The following is a 16,239-nucleotide window of genomic DNA, read 5'->3' on the forward strand; positions in this document are numbered from 1 at the left end:
CCTGGAAGAGTTTCACCGAATCCATTATCGACCCAATCTTTCAGGTCGATGCATGACGCAAGACACCTCGGTCGGCTCCCTCTCCCTCCGGGAGAGGGCTGGGGTGAGGGGATCTGTTGATCTTCAATCACGCCCCTTGATCGTCTGACTACGCTGCCCCGCTGCCCCAACCGGCACTTCACCCTTGAGCGTCACCCGACGCACCACCCGATCCTGCGTCCCGTAATCATCAATCGCGTAATGCTGCGTCGAGCGGTTATCCCAGATCGCCACGTCACCGGCCTTCCAGCGCCAGCGCACAGTGTTTTCCTGACGAATCACATGGCTCTGCAACAGCCCGAACAAATGCGCCGAATCGGCCTGCGAATACCCCTTGATGCGTTTGACGAAGTGCCCCAGAAGCAAGCTTTTTTCACCGCTGATCGGGTGTACGCGCACTACCGGGTGCTCGGTCTCATAAACCGTCGAGGTGAACACCTTGCGATAGCGCTCAAGCTTCTCCGCCGACACGTCAGGCTTGGCGCTGGCGTAGTCATATTCGTTGCTGTGCACTGCGACCAGTTTGTCCGCCAGTTCACGCAGCTCGGTCGGCAGTTTGTTGTAGGCGGTGGCTGTGTTCGCCCACAGGGTGTCGCCGCCAAACGCCGGGGCCACTACCGAACGCAGGATCGAGGCTTTCGGGTAAGCGTCGACGAAGGTCACGTCGGTGTGCCACGAGTTGGCGCGCTGGCCCTCGGCACCGTCGAGCTCCAATAGATAACGAGTGCCCTCACGCGACGGCACGGTCGGATGCGCCACCGGCTCGCCGAGCAAATGGGCGAAGGCTTCCTGGCGTTGATCGTCGAGCTGAGCCTGCTCGCGAAAGAACACGACTTTGTACTGGATCAGCGCCTGTTGAATGGATTCGACGGTGGCCGCGTCCAGCTCACCGGACAGATGCACGCCACGGATTTCAGCACCAATACGACCGGCTACCGGATGGATTTCCAGCGCGTGGACAGCGGGTTTTACAGCGAGTGCGGCATTGCTCATGGGTAGACCCTCATCGACTGCTTGCGGTTGGACGGCAGCGAAACATCGCTCTATATATATTCCATTTACATCTAATAGATATTCAAATTCTTCGTTGACGGAATAAGAGCTTGCATTTAAAACCTCAAGCAACCCTCGTCGCAAATGCCTTCGAGCTATTTTTAGGATGCCGGAAAAGCATATGGATCTTCGCCAGTTGCGCTACTTCATCGCCCTCAACGAACACCGCAGTTTTGTCCGTGCGGCGGATGCGATGGGCATCACTCAACCGGCGTTCAGCCGCAGTATTCAAGGGCTTGAGCAAGAGTTCGGCTGCGTGCTGGTGGATCGCGGCAACAAGGATTTGCGCCCCACACCCGAAGGTCAGGTGGTGCTGCAACACGCCCTCAGCCTGGTGCAGGGTGCGGCGCTGCTCAGTGCTGAGGTGACGCAGATGACCAAGCTCGATGCCGGTGAAGTGCACTTCGGTTGCGGCCCGGCGCCGGCGGTGAAACTGGTGCCGGACGCGGTGGCACAATTCATCAACGCGCACCCGAAAGTGCGCACCTGTTTTCAGGTGGATAACTGGGAAAAACTCAGCCGCGCACTGAGCCGCGAGGAGATCGAATTCTTTATCGCCGACATTCGCCATTTCGAGTCCGATCCGAATTTTCAGACTCAACCGCTAACGCCCAAGCGCGGGGTATTTTTCTGCCGACCGGGGCATCCGTTGCTGGCCAAGGAAAGCCTGTCGACCAACGACATGTTCGACTATCCATTGGCGACAACGCTGATCCCGCCGGGCATTCGCAAATTGTTGGCGAATCTGAGCGGGCGGATCGATTTTTCACCGACCATCGAGACCGAGCATTTTCCGGCATTGGTGAAAGTGGTGCTGCAATCGAATGCGATTGGCATGGGGACTGAGGAAGCGTTTTACGAGGACATCGCCCAAGGTTCGCTGGTGCTGCTGCACTGGCGTAACCTGCCGCAGAACCTGGAGAGCATGAATGCGCGGTGCGGGATTGTCAGTCGCACCGGGTTTCGGTTATCGCCGGCGGCGAGGGCGATGATTGAGACATTGGTGGTGGTGGATAGAGGCCTTGGAGATGTGCGGGTGGCTGGTTAACTTGCCCTCACCCTAACCCTCACCCTAACCCTCACCCTCACCCTCACCCTCTCCCAGAGGTAGAGGGAACTGACCGAGTTGTTCTGACGATCTGCATCGACCTGAAAATTCCACGTTGGACTCAAATTTGAACGGCCCACAAATCGGCTCCCTCTCCTGGGGGAGAGGGCTGGGGTGAGGGCCTGGATCTCAAGCCCCTACACAAAATCTAGAGCTTGGCAGCAGCCAGTTCCGGCGCGACCCAATCCGAAACCTTGAACGGCTTGCGAATCAATTTCTGCTGCGCCGCCAGGCCCACCTTGTCCTGCAAACTGCCAAGGAATGCCGGATCCAGTGTCGAGGGGAATATTTCGCTCAGATTCTGATCATGCAAATCCTGAGTCAGGATCACCGGCGGATAACTCGCCAATCCCGATACCAACTGCACATACGCTGCCTTGTTGCTGTCATCGGTCAGCCACTCAACCGCTTGCTGCTGCGCCTTGAGCAACTTCGCCACCGCCTCCGGATGCGCATCGACAAACTTGCCGGTGCCCACCAGTACCGATTGCACGCTGCCGGCGCCACCGAGATCCTTGGTGTTCAGCGGCAACTCCGCCAAGCCTTTGGCTTGCAACGCGGTCAACCCGGAGCTGCCCCACGACGCATCAATCTGCTTCGCCGCCAATGCCGCGACCGCCGCGTTGAAATCAAGATTGATGACCTTCACGTCTTTCTCACTCAAGCCCTGACTGGCCAGCGCCGCATCGAAAGACAGCTGGGTCGCGGTACCACGGAAAATCGCCACGCGTTTGCCTTTGAGGTCCTGGAGGGTCTTGATCCCGGACCCGGGCACCACACCCAGATATTGCTTCACGCCACGAGCACTGGCGCTGAGCAGCCGAGTATCGAGGCCATTGGACTTGCCAATGATCGCCGCCAGATCGCCCAGATACGCCAGATCGACCTGACCATTGGCGAACGCCTCATTGATCACCGGCCCTGCGCCTTTGAAGAAGCTCCACTGAATCTTGATGCCCTGCTCGGCGAAAGCCTTTTCGAAAATCTGCTGATCGCGCAACACATCAACCACGCCACCGCCGCTGTGCTGCGTGCCGGCGCTCAGGTCGGGCACTGCAATTCTGATTTCCTTCAGTTCGTCGGCATGAGCGCTGATCGCGAGGAAACCCGCCAGCACCGAAGCGACAAACAGACTGATGACGCGTTTGAAGGGAAGGTTCATAGGTGCAGCTCCTTGATCACGACAGGCGTTGAGAAGCCGAAAGTAGGCCGAAGCAGCACCTTCTCTTAAATACTATAAATTCACATTTTTATAGCTTTTAGCACTAAGCGGGTAATGACGGGGCTTGCGGCGGGGTATGCACTAACAGCATGGAAAATATTCTTCGAATGCATTGGATGCGTGTGGGCTGGAGGCCTTAAATGGCGAAGCTTATCTCCAAATAGATCTATAAATCGTTTCTATATAACCATTTGTTAACGGTAAATACCGCCAAAGATCTTGATCGATTCAACCCGACAACGGAGGTCACCCCATGGCCCGTGATTCCCTGCTCAGCCTGCCGCTACCCGCGCCACCGCTAAAAAGTCGACGGACCTGGCCAAGCCTGAACCAACGCCTGTTGCCGTGGCTGCTGCCGATAGGCTTGTTCGCCCTGTGGTGGCTGGCGGCGCGTAATCAATGGATGAGCGAGCAAATCCTGCCGGCGCCGACATTGGTTTGGAGCAGCGCGGTCGAGCTCTCGCAAGGTGAATTGTGGAGCCACTTGTGGATAAGCCTTCAGCGACTGTTCTGGGGACTGCTTGCGGGGATTTCGGCCGGTGCGCTGCTGGGTACTGCACTGGGTTCCAGTCGTCGCCTCGAACGCTTGATCTTCCCGACGTTTGCCGGTCTGGCGCAGGTGCCGACACTGGCATGGATTCCATTGTTCATGGTGTTCTTCGGCATCGGTGAAGTGCTGAAACTGGTGGTGCTGATCAAAGCTATTGTCGTCCCGGTGACCCTGCACACACTGGTTGGCGTGCGCGATGCTCAACCGAAATTGCGCGAAGCCGCCGCCGTCTTGCGCCTGCCACCGCACCTGCTGATTCGTCGCCTGGTGTTGCCAGCCGCATTACCTGCGTTCATGGCCGGCGTACGTCTGGCGCTGGCCGCCGGGTGGACTTCTTTGCTGGCTGTCGAGCTACTGGCCTCCAGCGAAGGCATCGGTTACCTGATGGTCTGGGCGCGGCAGCTGTTCATGCTCGACATCGTTTTCGTGTGCATCGTGGTGATCGGCTTGATCGGTGTGGCGATGGATCGCGGCATCGGTTTGCTGGATAAAAAACTGGTGCACTGGCCGCACCCGGCCACCGCCGAAATTCGTCGCGGCCCGCGTTATCAAGGCTGGCAGCGTCTGCAACCATGGCTGCTGCCCCTGGGCTTGTTGACGCTTTGGCAACTGGCGAACGATCAGCAGTGGGTCGACGGCAATATTCTGGTGAGTCCGTTGGCGGTGTTGAGCACCACGTGGGATGGCTTGCTCGATGGCACCTTGATCTCCGGCATGGCGCTCAGCCTCGGTCGTACCCTCGGTGGTTTGCTGCTGGGCGGTGGGCTCGGTTTCGCGCTGGGTCTGCTGCTGGGTTTGTCACGAATCAGTGAACGCCTACTCGGCCCCACTCTTGCGGCGATCCGGCAGATCGCGATTTTCGCCTGGGTGCCTTTGCTTACCGCGTGGTTCGGTCTGGGCGAATTGGCGAAGTGGGTATTCGTCGCCCTCGCCGCCTTCTTTCCACTGTTAATCGCCTCCCAACGCAGCGTCGCCAACCTCTCGCCGCAACTCAACGAAGCCGCGCAAGTGCTGCGCCTGAGCCTCGGCCAGCGCCTGCGTCGACTGGTATTGCCGGGCGCCGCGCCGGGGATTTTCGCCGGATTGCGTCTGAGCCTGATCTACGCCTGGCTCGGCACCATCGGCGCCGAATATTTCATGCCGTCCAACGGCGGCATCGGCAGCCAGATGATCGGCGCGCAACAACTGCTGCGCATGGACTTGATCATGGCCGGCATGCTGCTGGTCGGCCTGACCGGCGCCCTGCTCAACCTCATCGGCCAACGCCTGGAAATTCGCGCCACTCGCTGGAGACACGCATGAACGCACCGATTGTCAGCTTCAACCATGTAGGTAAATCCTTCGATGTCGACGGTTTCGAACTGGAGGCGATTCGCGAATTCAACCTGGACATCGCCGAGGGCGAATTCGTCGCGATCGTCGGTTCCAGCGGCTGCGGAAAATCTACGTTGCTGCGCTTGTTGGTGGGCCTCGACACGCAGTTTCGCGGACAGATCACCGTGGACGGAAAAGCCGTCAGCGGCATCGGCGGCGAACGCGGCATCGTCTTTCAGGAACATCGCTTGTTCCCATGGCTGACAGTTGCCGACAACATCGGCCTGGGCCTGGTCAACGAGCCGCTGAGCGCCGCCGAAAAACAACAACGCATCAAAGATTTCATCGAACTCGTCGGCCTGCGCGACTTCACTCGCGCCTATCCACACCAGCTCTCCGGCGGCATGGCGCAACGCGTGGCGATCGCTCGTGGCCTGGTCGCCAGCCCAAGAATTTTGCTGCTCGACGAACCTTTCGGCGCGCTCGACGCACTGACTCGCCAGCAGATGCAGGACGAGCTGCTGGCCATTCGCGCCCGGGCAAAAATCACCACGATCCTGGTCACTCACGATGTCGAAGAAGCGATTTTCCTCGCCGACCGCGTGGTGGTGATGGAGCCGCGTCCGGGGCGCATCAAACAAGTGGTCGATGTCGCCCTGCCCCATCCGCGTCAGCGCAGCAGTTTCGACTTCCATCAGTTGCGCGAAGAGCTGCTGCACGAACTGACCAGTGACGACCATTACCAACCGAGCGCACCGATACAGATCCGCGATCTGCCGCTGTCGTTCATTGCCTGCTGAACAGGAGTTTTGCGATGCCGCAACGTCCCAATTTTCTGGTGATTCTGGCCGACGATCTCGGCTTCTCCGACATCGGTGCATTCGGCGGTGAAATCGCCACGCCGCACCTTGATGCCCTGGCCAACAACGGCCTGCGCCTGACCGATTTTCACACCGCACCGACCTGTTCGCCGACCCGCTCGATGCTGTTGACCGGCACCGATCACCACATCGCCGGCATCGGCACCATGGTCGAAGCGCTGACGCCAGATCTGATCGGCAAACCGGGTTACGAGGGCTACCTCAACGACCGCGTCGTCGCGTTACCCGAGCTGCTGCGCGAGGCTGGTTACCAGACCTTGATGAGCGGCAAATGGCACCTCGGTCTGAAAGCGGAACTGGCGCCGCACGCGCGTGGTTTCGAGCGTTCGTTCTCGTTGCTGCCGGGCGCGGCCAATCACTACGGTTTCGAGCCGACTTACGATGAGCAAACACCCGGGCTGCTGAAATCCACCCCGGCGCTGTACATCGAGGACGATACGTTTGTCGACGAACTGCCCAAGGACTTCTACTCGTCCGATGCCTTCGGTGACAAGTTGCTGCAGTACCTCAAGGAACGTGATCAGACCCGCCCGTTCTTTGCCTATCTACCGTTTTCCGCGCCCCACTGGCCATTGCAGGCACCGGCCGACATCGTCGAGAAATATCGCGGCCGCTATGACGCCGGCCCAGAGGTTTTGCGCTTGGAGCGGTTGGAGAAACTGAAGGCGCTGGGGCTGATTGAAGCAGACGTCGAACCGCATCCGCTGATTCAACTGACTGCGCAATGGGATGCGTTGAGCGATGAGCAAAAGCAGATTTCTGCGCGGGCGATGGAGGTCTACGCGGCGATGGTCGAGCGCATGGACTGGAACATCGGCCGGGTGGTCGACTACCTGCGCCAGCAGGGCCAACTCGACAACACGTTCATCCTGTTCATGTCCGACAACGGTGCCGAAGGCGCGCTGCTTGAGGCGTTCCCCAAGTTCGGCCCAGAGTTGATGACCTATCTGAACCAGCACTACGACAACAGCCTCGACAACATCGGTCGAGCCAACTCCTACGTCTGGTACGGGCCGAACTGGGCGCAGGTGGCGACCGCGCCGTCTCGGCTGTTCAAGGCCTTCACCACCGAGGGCGGGATTCGTGTGCCGGCGCTGCTGCATTATCCGCAACTGTCGCTTAAAGGACAGATCAGCCATGGTTTCGGCACGGTAATGGACATCACGCCGACCATTCTTGATCTGGCGGGCGTGCGCCATCCGGGCAAGCTGTGGCACGGCAAACCCGTGGCGCCGTTACGCGGTAAATCATGGCTGGGCTTTTTGTCCGGCGAGACCGCGCAGGTGCATGACGAGCACACGGTGACGGGTTGGGAATTGTTTGGGCGGCGGGCGATTCGGCAAGGGTCGTGGAAAGCGGTGTACATCCCGGGGCCAGTAGGGCCGGCGACGTGGCAGCTTTATGATCTGGCCAGTGATCCGGGGGAGATTCATGATCTGGCGCTGAGTCAGCCTGAAAAGCTCAATACGTTGATCGGGCATTGGCAGCAGTATGTGGAGGAGACCGGGGTGATTTTGAGTGCTTCGCCGTTTCAGCCGGATTGATCTGAAGATCAAGAGCCCCTCACCCCAGCCCTCCCGAAACGTCGGACCGCCCAGAGGGAGAGGGGGCCGAACGAGGTGTCTTTCGCCATACATCGACCTGTGAAATCCAGTCGATGCTGGATTCGGTAAAGCAATTTCACGTCGGCGGAGCTCATCAATATCCCCCAATCAGTCCCCTCTCCCTCCGGGAGAGGGTTAGGGTGAGGGGATTTTTTTCAGGCCTCCACCGCCTCCCCGGACACCGCAACCTCATCCCGCCGAACAAACCGGTTCGCCCGCCCAAACGTGCCAAAATCATTAAACCGCACGCCCATCTCCCGCATCACCTTATGCGCCACCGGCACGGTCATCTGGCGGATATAAAACGGCTCCTTCACCACAAAATGATGAATGCCGTGACTGCTGCCGAAGTTGAAGCAGAACGCCTGCAACGGCCACAGCCACCAAGGGTTCAACACCTGGCATTGCTGCATCACATTACCCAGCTCGACATCACCGTAGTAATGCATGTTCGAACTGATGAAGTGCAGGCAGAACGTGCGCAACACGTTAGGGCCGATGATCACCACGGCGGCGATATCGATCATCTTCATCACCGCCAGCGTGGTCGCCGACCATTCAATCGGCGTGCCCAACAGAAAGGCAATACCGTTGGCTGCATGGAAGCCTAGAAACACATACCACGCACCCCAATGCAGTAGCGCCAGCGGCGCGTAAACCTTGAAGACCCGTTTGAGAATGCTCCACTTGTGCGCCCAGGTCGGCGCCCGCAGCAAGCGGATGAACGCCGACATCATGTTGTCGCCGACCATCAGCAGGCGCGCAAAACCCCATGGCTCGCCGTTGGTGATCGCGCGCTCTTCCATGTCGGTTTCAGTGCCGGAAACCTTGTGGTGATTGAGGTGCAGATGCCGGCGAATCCACGGATTGATCGTGCTCGGCCGCGCCAGCCACACCAGGCCCATCATCAGATTATGCGCCACGCGTTGCTTGCGGAAGTACATGCTGTGGATCAGGTCGTGCTCAAGCTCATGGGTCAACGACGCGAAAAACGCGTTGAGCAGCAGGCACACCCACCAAGCCATGTGGCCAGTGATGTAAAGCGCTGCCGAACCAATCATCCCGGCCAAGGCGAAGGCCAGAATCCCCGCGCCCAGCGCATCCTGATGCTTGAGAATCGGGTAACGCTCGCGCAGTTCAACGCCTTTGGCCAGCACCACTTCGCGAATATGCGCTGATCGCTGCGCCGCATTGTGTCGCTGGGGGCTTGCAGAAGTACCGTCCATGCTTCCATCCTCAGGTTTAAGATGTATGTATCTTGCGTTGTGATGTTTGCAATGACGGTAGCCGAGAACGCCAACCTGTTGACCGGAAGCGCCAATCAGCATGAAGGAACCGACCTCCCTCGCCAGTTGGACCCGTGCCTTGCGCAAGCAACTCGATGCGCTGGGGCTGGACAGTACTGACCTGTGCCAACAGGCCGGGCTTGATCCGCAATGGATGGACGACCCCAACGCCCGCTATCCGCTGTCCGCCACCACGCGTCTGTGGCAGATCGCGGTGCAGGTCAGCGGCGATCCGGCGATCGGTCTGCGTGTGTCGCGGTTCGTCAGCCCGACCACGTTCCATGCGCTCGGTTACGCGCTGGTGGCCAGTGGCAGTTTGCGCGAAGTGTTCGAACGTATCGTGCGCTATCACCCGGTGGTCAGCGATGCGCTTGAGCTGGACCTGAGCCGGGCCGACGACCGCTATCTGTTCCGTCTGAAAATTCCCGCAGGCAATCCTGCGCCAGCCTTCGAAGCCATCGACGCCTTCACCGCGATCTACGTGCGCACCTGCCGCAATCGCCTCGGCCGTGATTACGCACCGCTGGCCGTCTACCTGCGCCGCCCGGAACCACTCGACGCCCATCAATGGCACAAAGTCTTCCGCGCCCCGGTGCATTTCGCCTCGGCCGAAGATCGCCTGGAGTTCGCCCTCAGCGACTTCGACAGCCACCTCGACGACGCCAACCCCGAACTGGCGGAACACAACGAAGCCGTGCTCAAACGCACCATGGCCCAGCTCAAACCGCTGACCTGGGAGCGCAAGGTGCGCGACGCCATTGAGGAGCAACTACCGGAAGGAGAGCCCAGCGCCGAACGCATCGCCCAGGCGTTGCACTTGAGTTTACGCAGCCTGCAACGGCACCTGGCCGACGAAGGCTGCCGCTTCGACACGCTGCTCAACGAAAGCCGCGAAAACCTCGCGCTGCTGCACCTGCGTGATCCGCAATGCTCGTTGAGTGAAGTCAGCTATCTACTGGGATTTGCCGACACCAGCAGCTTCAGCCGCGCGTTCAAACGCTGGACGGGGCTGACGCCGGGGCAGTTTCGGGATCAATTGCGCTAAGAGCGCTAGAGCGAGTGCAGATTCCCAGCAGCTCTAGCGATCATGGAAATTCACCTTTTTCAACATATCGAGCGTTGGGCGGCTAGGCTGCCGAGGGACTGGCGCCAGTTCATAGCCGAACCCGTTGAGGATCGCTTCCACTTTGCGCAAGCCTATTTCTGAAACGGTGTTGTTCTCGATCCCCGAGATCGTAGCTCGGCTCATGCCGTACTTTTGGGCAAGCGCCTTTTGGGTGAGCTTATGTGCCTTGCGCAGGCTTCTAATCAATTCGCCTATATGTTCCATTGTTTAAGCCTGCATTGTTTACGATGCAATATCACAGGGACGAACTGCGACGCATCCTATTTGATGCATTTCAACAAGAAGCCAGCTGGCTGACTGTGTGAAAATCATCTATCCGACACAAACCCAAGCTCAAAAACCGTACCCGCCGCATCACTACTCACCCGCACCTGGCCCCCATGCAATTGCATGATCGACTGCACAATCGCCAGCCCCAAACCGCCGGAATCACCCGGTTCAGCGCGGGCCGGATCGACGCGATAGAAGCGGTCGAAGAGCTTGCCCAGATGCTCGGGCGCGATGGCCGGGCCGTGGTTGTGCACCTGCAACCAGCAAATGCCCGGCTCATCGCGCTGGCGCAGGGTGATTGAGGTGCCGACGTCAGCGTGACGCACGGCGTTGGCCAACAGGTTGCCGAGGGCGCGTTGCAGCAGTTGCTGATCGGCGAGCAGCTCGCCATGCAGTTGGTTTTCCAGACGCAGGTCGCGGTCGTCCGCCAAGGCTTCGAAGTAGTCGCACAGTTCATTGCCGACGTCTTGCAGATCCAGCGTGCGCAGATCGAGCGCGCGTTCCGCCTGTTCGGCACGGGCGAGGAACATCAGGTTTTGCGCCATGCGTTTGAGCCGTTCGAACTCTTCCATGTTCGAGGCCAGCAATTCCTGATATTCCGCCGTGCTGCGCGGGTGATTCAGGGCCTGACCGTTACTGGCGAGCAAGGTGTGCAGTGGCGTGCGGATTTCATGGGCGAGGTCGGCGGAGAATTGCGACAGGCGCTGGAAGCTGTCGTCCAGCCGCGCGAGCATGCCGTTCAGCGCGTTTACCGGCTCAAGCAGTTCCGCAGGCGTGCCGGCGGCAGGCAGGCGCTGATCGAGGCTACGCAGGTCGATGCCGCGGACCGCTTCGCTCAATTGCCGTAACGGTTGCAGGCCACGGCGCAGCAGCACCAGCCCTAAAGCAAACGCTAGCAACGCGCCCAGACCGATCGCCATATAAAGTCGCATCCGATAGCTCGCGAGCATCTGCTCGCGTTCGTTTAGTACTTTGCCGGCAATCACGGTTAGCGATTCGCCGTTCGGACCTTGCGCTGCGCCGGACAGCAGCGCCACTTCGGCACCGTCGGGCGCCTGCCAGGTCATCACGTCGCGACGTTGCGGGGACTGATCGCGCGCGATTGCATTCAGCGCTGGAAGCGTTCGCTGGCGCGGGTTGATCGCGATCACACTGGAGCCATCCGCGCGGCGCACCAGCAGCAAACTGTCGAGATTGCCGAGCATGTTCTGATACAGCCGGGGCCGCGCCTGCAAGGCGTCGAGGCTGTCGCTGTCGGCGAGCAAGGCGCGCACCTGTTCCAGTCGCCCGAGCAACGCGAGGTCATCGCGATAGGCGATTTCCGCAGCAAGCGAGCGGTAGAGAAACACGCCAATCGCGCTCAATACCAAAGCGCAGACCATTGCGAATGCCAGCGCCAGGCGCCAGGCAATCGACCTAGAGCGCATCGTCGGGCGCTTCCAGTTGATAACCGACGCCGCGCACGGTGTGGATCAGTTTCGGCATAAACGGATCATCGACTTTCGAGCGCAAACGCCTTACCGCGACTTCGACCATGTTGGTATCGCTGTCGAAATTCAAATTCCACACCTGTGAGGCGATCAGTGTGCGCGATAGCACTTCGCCCTGGCGGCTGGCGAGCAATTGCAGCAACGCGAATTCCTTGTTGGTCAGGGCGATGCGCTGGCCGCCGCGACTGACGCGACGGCGTAAAACGTCGATCTCCAGATCGGCAATGCTGTACGACTCGGCTTCGCGCATCGGCCCGCGACGCAGCAGCGTGCGTACGCGCGCGAGCAGTTCGGCGAAGGCAAAAGGCTTCAACAGGTAATCGTCGGCGCCGAGTTCGAGACCGCGTACGCGGTCTTCAATAGCGTCCTTGGCGGTGAGGAACAGCACTGGCGTAGCGCCGCGCTGGCGGATCAGTTGCAGCAATTGCCAGCCATTAAGGCCCGGCAGCATCACATCGAGGATGATCAGGTCGTACTCCTGCTGCTCGATGAAGTAGCGGCCATCGAGGCCATTGAGCGCCACGTCCACGGCAAAACCCGACTCGCCCAGCCCTTTGGCGAGGAAATTCGCGGTTTTGGCTTCATCTTCTACGACCAGCAAACGCATGGCACACCTCAATTATTCAGACGCACAGGCTAGGCGTCTTCAACAGCGTTGCCTATTACAAACTTGTAATCCGACTGACGAGGTTCTGACGAAGACCGCCGGCTAAGGTGGCCACATTCACCTCGGAGCCTGTTTATGACCTTCAAATACCTCGCTGCCAGCCTGGCCCTCGGCCTCAGCGCCAGTGTTCTCGCAGCACCTGAATTGCCGCGTCACGCCGACCTCGACCTGAAAACTGCGCGGCTGTTAGCCGACACAGCGCTGAGCAATTGCACCGGCACGGTGTCGGTGCTCGACCGTGGCGGCAATTTGCTGGTGACCCTGCGTGGCGACGGTGTCGGCCCGCACAACACCGCTGCCAGTCAGCGCAAGGCGTACACAGCGTTGTCGACAAAAACTCCAACCCGCCTATTCGCCGAACGCGCCCGCAGCAATCCGGAAACCGCCAACCTCAACACCCTCGACGAATTGCTGCTGCTCGGCGGCGGCATTCCGCTGTTCGCCGCCAACGAATTGGTCGGCGCCATGGGCGTGGCCGGTTCCGGTGGTGGCGAGCAAGACGAAACCTGTGCGACCCGGGCCGCCGACAAGGCCGGCCTGTCCATCACCCGTTCCCAATAAGGAGATTCATCATGACCACTTTGCGCATGACCTTCGCCGCCCTCGGCCTGAGTGCGTTTTCGAGCCTGACCCTTGCTGCTGGCAACCCGCTGAGCGTCCACGTGCTCAACCTGGAAAACGGCCTGCCCTCGCCCGGCATCGACGTGACGCTGGAGAAACATGTCGGTCAGAACTGGCAGCCACTGGCTGAAGGCACCACCAACGAACAGGGGCGCATTGCAGAACTGTTCCCGGCCAAACAGCCTTTTGAAGCAGGCGAATACCGGGTGGTATTCAAGACCGGCGAGTACTTCAAGAAGGCCAGGCACGACACGTTCTTTCCGGAAATCCCGGTGATTTTCGAGGTGAAGCAGACCGATCAGCATTACCACATCCCGTTGTTGCTGAGCCCGTACGGCTTCTCGACCTATCGCGGATCCTAAGGTCAACTCGGATTAAATGTGGGAGCGAGCTTGCTCGCGAAGGCGATGCATCAGTCAGTGATGTGATGGCTGACACACCGCTTTCGCGAGCAAGCTCGCTCCCACAAGGGGCAGTGTGATGGTCAGATTGTGGCGAGCGCTCGCAAACGCACCGCATCAAGGATCTCGATCTCGCCATACCCCAAGCCAATAATCCCCTGCCCCTGCAAGTCCTTGAGGATCTGATTGGTGGTCTGCCGCGACAGCGACAACATCGATGCCAACTGCTCCTGCGGCAGTAGCAGCACCCGGCGGGGCGCGTCGATTTCGCCATAGCCTTCGGCGATCATCAGCAAGCGATGAGCCAGCCGCGCCGGGGCCGGCAGCAGGCTGAGCTGTTCGAGATTGATGAAAGCCAGGCGCAGTTTGTGGCTCATCAGCAACGCCAGATGCCGCCAGTACACCGGGTGTTCGTCGAGCAGTTTCAGCAGTGTGACTTGCGGGATATTCAGCAGCGTGCACGGCCCGACCGCATAAGCGTCGTGGGTACGCGGCTGGCCGTCGAACAGGCAGATTTCGCCGAACCAATGCGGCGCCTCCACCAGGCTCAGTAACGCTTCCTTGCCCTGCTCACTCACCGCACCGATGCGCACGGCGCCTTCGAGCACCGCGTAAAGACCGCAGGGCGGATCGCCGCGCTGGAACAAGCGCTGCCCCGCCGTCAGCCGCCGCTCCCGGGCCGCCGCCAGCAGGCTATCCTGAAAGGATGCAGGCAGATGACTGAACCACTGCCCGGTCATCAGTTGTGAACGCATTTGCATGAACACTCCCGGATTGTCGCCTGCCTGACAGAGTGAACGCCGATTCCGGCGCATGCTGCGATCACCCTATAGGAGGAACAACAATGAAAAGCCTCGTCGATCATTTGAGTCAATACGCCGCATACCACCGCGACCCACGCAACATTGCCAGCCACTTTATCGGTATTCCGCTGATCGTGGTGGCGGTGGCGGTTTTGTTGTCGCGGCCAGAATGGTCGCTGGGTGGCTTGTGGATATCTCCAGCCGTCCTGGTAGCGCTGGCGTCTGCGTGGTTTTACCTGCGCCTGGAAGTGAAACTCGGCGTACTGATGACCGTGCTGATGGGGTTATCAGTCTGGGCCGGGCATGTCCTGGCGCAACAAAGCACTCTGGTCTGGCTGAGCAGCGGTTTGGCGATGTTTGTGATTGGCTGGGTGATCCAGTTTGTCGGGCATCACTATGAGGGGCGCAAACCGGCGTTTGTCGATGATGTCAGCGGGCTGATTGTCGGGCCATTGTTTGTGGTGGCCGAGTTGGCGTTCATGCTCGGGATGCGGCATGAGTTGAAAGAGCAGATCGAGGCGCGGGCGGGGGTGGTGCGGGTCAATCCGAATCGGGCTGCTGTTTAAACCGCCATCGCGGGCAAGCCCGCTCCCACAGTGACTGGGTGTGTACACAAAATTTGTGATCACCCGAGACACCTGTGGGAGCGGGCTTGCCCGCGATGCTTTTTAGAGGCTGGCGGCTTTCTGCCAGACCTTGGGCTTGAAGAACAGGGTCTCACCCTTGGCCAAACCGATCAGGCTGTCGTGATCTTTCACCACTTCGGCCTCGATCAAATCAGTCTGCCCCTCAACCTTCAACGTCACCCGCGTGGTCGCACCCAACGGCCGGATATCACGCACCTCAGCGGCATGGTGATCTTCCAGCTCATGCCTGGACAACGACACTTCGTGAGGACGGAACAGCACGTGGTTGTCATCGCTCAGCAGAAAGCGGTTCGAGTCGCCAAGGAAGTGATAAACAAAATCGCTGGCCGGGTTTTCGTAGACGTCGCCCGGTGAGCCGATCTGCTCGATCACACCCTTGTTCATCACCACGATACGGTCGGCGACTTCCATCGCTTCTTCCTGGTCGTGGGTCACGAATACCGAGGTCAGGTTGATGTCTTCGTGCAGGCGAGCCAGCCAGCGGCGCAGCTCTTTACGCACCTTGGCGTCGAGGGCACCGAACGGTTCGTCGAGCAGCAGCACTTTCGGCTCAACCGCCAAGGCACGAGCCAGGGCGATACGCTGGCGCTGACCACCGGACAGTTGCTCCGGGTAACGATCCGACAACCAATCCAGTTGCACCATGTTCAGCAACTCATGAACCTTGATCGCGATCTGGCTTTCGCTCGGGCGCTGGTTTTTCGGCTTCATGCGCAGGCCGAAGGCGACGTTGTCGAACACGGTCATGTGGCGGAACAGCGCGTAGTGCTGGAACACAAAACCGACGTTGCGATCCCGCACGTCGTGGCCGGAGACGTCTTCACCGTGGAAGACGATGTTGCCCTGATCCGGGGTTTCCAGACCGGCAATAATGCGCAGCAAAGTGGTCTTGCCGCAGCCGGACGGGCCGAGCAGCGCCACCAGCTCACCGCTGTGGATATCCAGGCTGATGTTGTCCAGCGCCTTGAACGCGTTGAAATTCTTGCTGACGTTACGCACTTCGATCGACATGAGTTATTCCTCTGCGGCGCTGGCGCGCAGGCGGTTGATACGGTTTTCGCTCCACTGCTTGAGCAGCAGGATGAAGAGCGCCAGGATAATAAACAGTCTCGCAACGCCGAAAGAGCCCACGTGGTAGTATTCGTTGTATAGGATCT

General features: G+C 59.6%; 16 protein-coding genes and 1 pseudogene. 8 read left to right on the forward strand and 9 right to left on the reverse strand.

What is annotated here, in order from left to right:
- Positions 1-123 precede the first annotated feature (123 nt).
- Complete coding sequence (locus tag ACIQVE_RS08085; RefSeq protein ID WP_402806500.1) at positions 124-1,032, reverse strand: TauD/TfdA dioxygenase family protein; 909 nt, start codon at positions 1,030-1,032, stop codon at positions 124-126.
- Positions 1,033-1,213: 181 nt separating this feature from the next.
- Between ACIQVE_RS08085 and ACIQVE_RS08090 the strand changes: the two genes are divergently transcribed.
- Positions 1,214-2,140, forward strand: coding sequence for a LysR family transcriptional regulator (locus ACIQVE_RS08090; protein WP_402806502.1), 927 nt, complete (start codon positions 1,214-1,216; stop codon positions 2,138-2,140).
- A gap of 208 nt (positions 2,141-2,348) precedes the next feature.
- Here ACIQVE_RS08090 and ACIQVE_RS08095 read toward each other — a convergent pair whose 3' ends face one another.
- Positions 2,349-3,362 (reverse strand): ABC transporter substrate-binding protein, encoded by a 1,014-nt coding sequence (locus ACIQVE_RS08095; RefSeq protein WP_402806505.1) that lies wholly within the window; start codon positions 3,360-3,362, stop codon positions 2,349-2,351.
- A gap of 313 nt (positions 3,363-3,675) precedes the next feature.
- Here ACIQVE_RS08095 and ACIQVE_RS08100 point away from each other — a divergent pair, with 313 nt between their 5' ends.
- The 3 genes from ACIQVE_RS08100 to ACIQVE_RS08110 are packed head-to-tail and all read left to right on the forward strand — an operon-like array spanning position 3,676 to position 7,711.
- A complete protein-coding gene (locus ACIQVE_RS08100) occupies positions 3,676-5,274 on the forward strand; it encodes an ABC transporter permease (RefSeq protein ID WP_402806509.1) in 1,599 nt (532 codons plus the stop codon).
- Positions 5,271-6,086 carry an ABC transporter ATP-binding protein gene (locus ACIQVE_RS08105; RefSeq protein ID WP_402806511.1) on the forward strand — a complete coding sequence of 272 codons (816 nt, stop codon included), beginning with the start codon at positions 5,271-5,273 and terminating at the stop codon, positions 6,084-6,086. The genes ACIQVE_RS08100 and ACIQVE_RS08105 overlap by 4 nt, the downstream gene beginning before the upstream one ends.
- Positions 6,087-6,100: 14 nt before the next feature.
- A complete protein-coding gene (locus tag ACIQVE_RS08110) occupies positions 6,101-7,711 on the forward strand; it encodes an arylsulfatase (RefSeq protein WP_402806514.1) in 1,611 nt (536 codons plus the stop codon).
- A gap of 215 nt (positions 7,712-7,926) precedes the next feature.
- Here ACIQVE_RS08110 and ACIQVE_RS08115 read toward each other — a convergent pair whose 3' ends face one another.
- Positions 7,927-8,997 carry a fatty acid desaturase gene (locus tag ACIQVE_RS08115; RefSeq protein ID WP_402806517.1) on the reverse strand — a complete coding sequence of 357 codons (1,071 nt, stop codon included), beginning with the start codon at positions 8,995-8,997 and terminating at the stop codon, positions 7,927-7,929.
- 100 nt (positions 8,998-9,097) lie between these two features.
- On the opposite strand from ACIQVE_RS08115, the gene ACIQVE_RS08120 reads away from it, so the two are divergent.
- Positions 9,098-10,102 carry an AraC family transcriptional regulator gene (locus ACIQVE_RS08120; protein WP_402806519.1) on the forward strand — a complete coding sequence of 335 codons (1,005 nt, stop codon included), beginning with the start codon at positions 9,098-9,100 and terminating at the stop codon, positions 10,100-10,102.
- A 33-nt stretch (positions 10,103-10,135) separates the two neighbouring features.
- On the opposite strand, the gene ACIQVE_RS08125 is transcribed toward ACIQVE_RS08120, so the two are convergent.
- From ACIQVE_RS08125 to ACIQVE_RS08135, 3 genes are all read right to left on the reverse strand, one after another.
- Positions 10,136-10,387 carry a helix-turn-helix domain-containing protein gene (locus ACIQVE_RS08125; RefSeq protein ID WP_402806521.1) on the reverse strand — a complete coding sequence of 84 codons (252 nt, stop codon included), beginning with the start codon at positions 10,385-10,387 and terminating at the stop codon, positions 10,136-10,138.
- Between the two features lie 104 nt (positions 10,388-10,491).
- Entirely contained in the window at positions 10,492-11,880 is a 1,389-nt protein-coding gene (locus tag ACIQVE_RS08130; RefSeq protein WP_402806523.1) for a heavy metal sensor histidine kinase, read from the reverse strand.
- The gene (locus ACIQVE_RS08135) at positions 11,870-12,550 is read right to left on the reverse strand and encodes a heavy metal response regulator transcription factor (protein ID WP_042557086.1); all 681 of its coding nucleotides are present in this window, start codon (positions 12,548-12,550) and stop codon (positions 11,870-11,872) included. The genes ACIQVE_RS08130 and ACIQVE_RS08135 overlap by 11 nt, the downstream gene beginning before the upstream one ends.
- 135 nt (positions 12,551-12,685) lie before the next feature.
- On the opposite strand from ACIQVE_RS08135, the gene ACIQVE_RS08140 reads away from it, so the two are divergent.
- Both ACIQVE_RS08140 and uraH read left to right on the forward strand, forming a co-directional pair.
- Positions 12,686-13,171 (forward strand): heme-binding protein, encoded by a 486-nt coding sequence (locus ACIQVE_RS08140; RefSeq protein ID WP_402806527.1) that lies wholly within the window; start codon positions 12,686-12,688, stop codon positions 13,169-13,171.
- A gap of 11 nt (positions 13,172-13,182) precedes the next feature.
- Positions 13,183-13,593, forward strand: a complete 411-nt coding sequence (gene uraH / locus ACIQVE_RS08145) for a hydroxyisourate hydrolase (protein ID WP_402806530.1) — start codon at positions 13,183-13,185, stop codon at positions 13,591-13,593.
- Positions 13,594-13,715: 122 nt separating this feature from the next.
- Here uraH and ACIQVE_RS08150 read toward each other — a convergent pair whose 3' ends face one another.
- Positions 13,716-14,393, reverse strand: coding sequence for a Crp/Fnr family transcriptional regulator (locus ACIQVE_RS08150; RefSeq protein ID WP_402806532.1), 678 nt, complete (start codon positions 14,391-14,393; stop codon positions 13,716-13,718).
- A gap of 83 nt (positions 14,394-14,476) precedes the next feature.
- On the opposite strand from ACIQVE_RS08150, the gene ACIQVE_RS08155 reads away from it, so the two are divergent.
- The gene (locus ACIQVE_RS08155; protein WP_402806535.1) at positions 14,477-15,001 is read left to right on the forward strand and encodes a DUF962 domain-containing protein; all 525 of its coding nucleotides are present in this window, start codon (positions 14,477-14,479) and stop codon (positions 14,999-15,001) included.
- A 102-nt stretch (positions 15,002-15,103) separates the two neighbouring features.
- On the opposite strand, the gene ACIQVE_RS08160 is transcribed toward ACIQVE_RS08155, so the two are convergent.
- Entirely contained in the window at positions 15,104-16,093 is a 990-nt protein-coding gene (locus ACIQVE_RS08160; RefSeq protein WP_402806538.1) for a sulfate/molybdate ABC transporter ATP-binding protein, read from the reverse strand.
- Between the two features lie 3 nt (positions 16,094-16,096).
- Positions 16,097-16,239, reverse strand: a pseudogene (locus ACIQVE_RS08165) (sulfate ABC transporter permease subunit CysW); the annotation flags it as partial.

Origin of the sequence: Pseudomonas sp. NPDC098747 (assembly GCF_044760045.1) — a bacterium.
Classification (GTDB): domain Bacteria; phylum Pseudomonadota; class Gammaproteobacteria; order Pseudomonadales; family Pseudomonadaceae; genus Aquipseudomonas.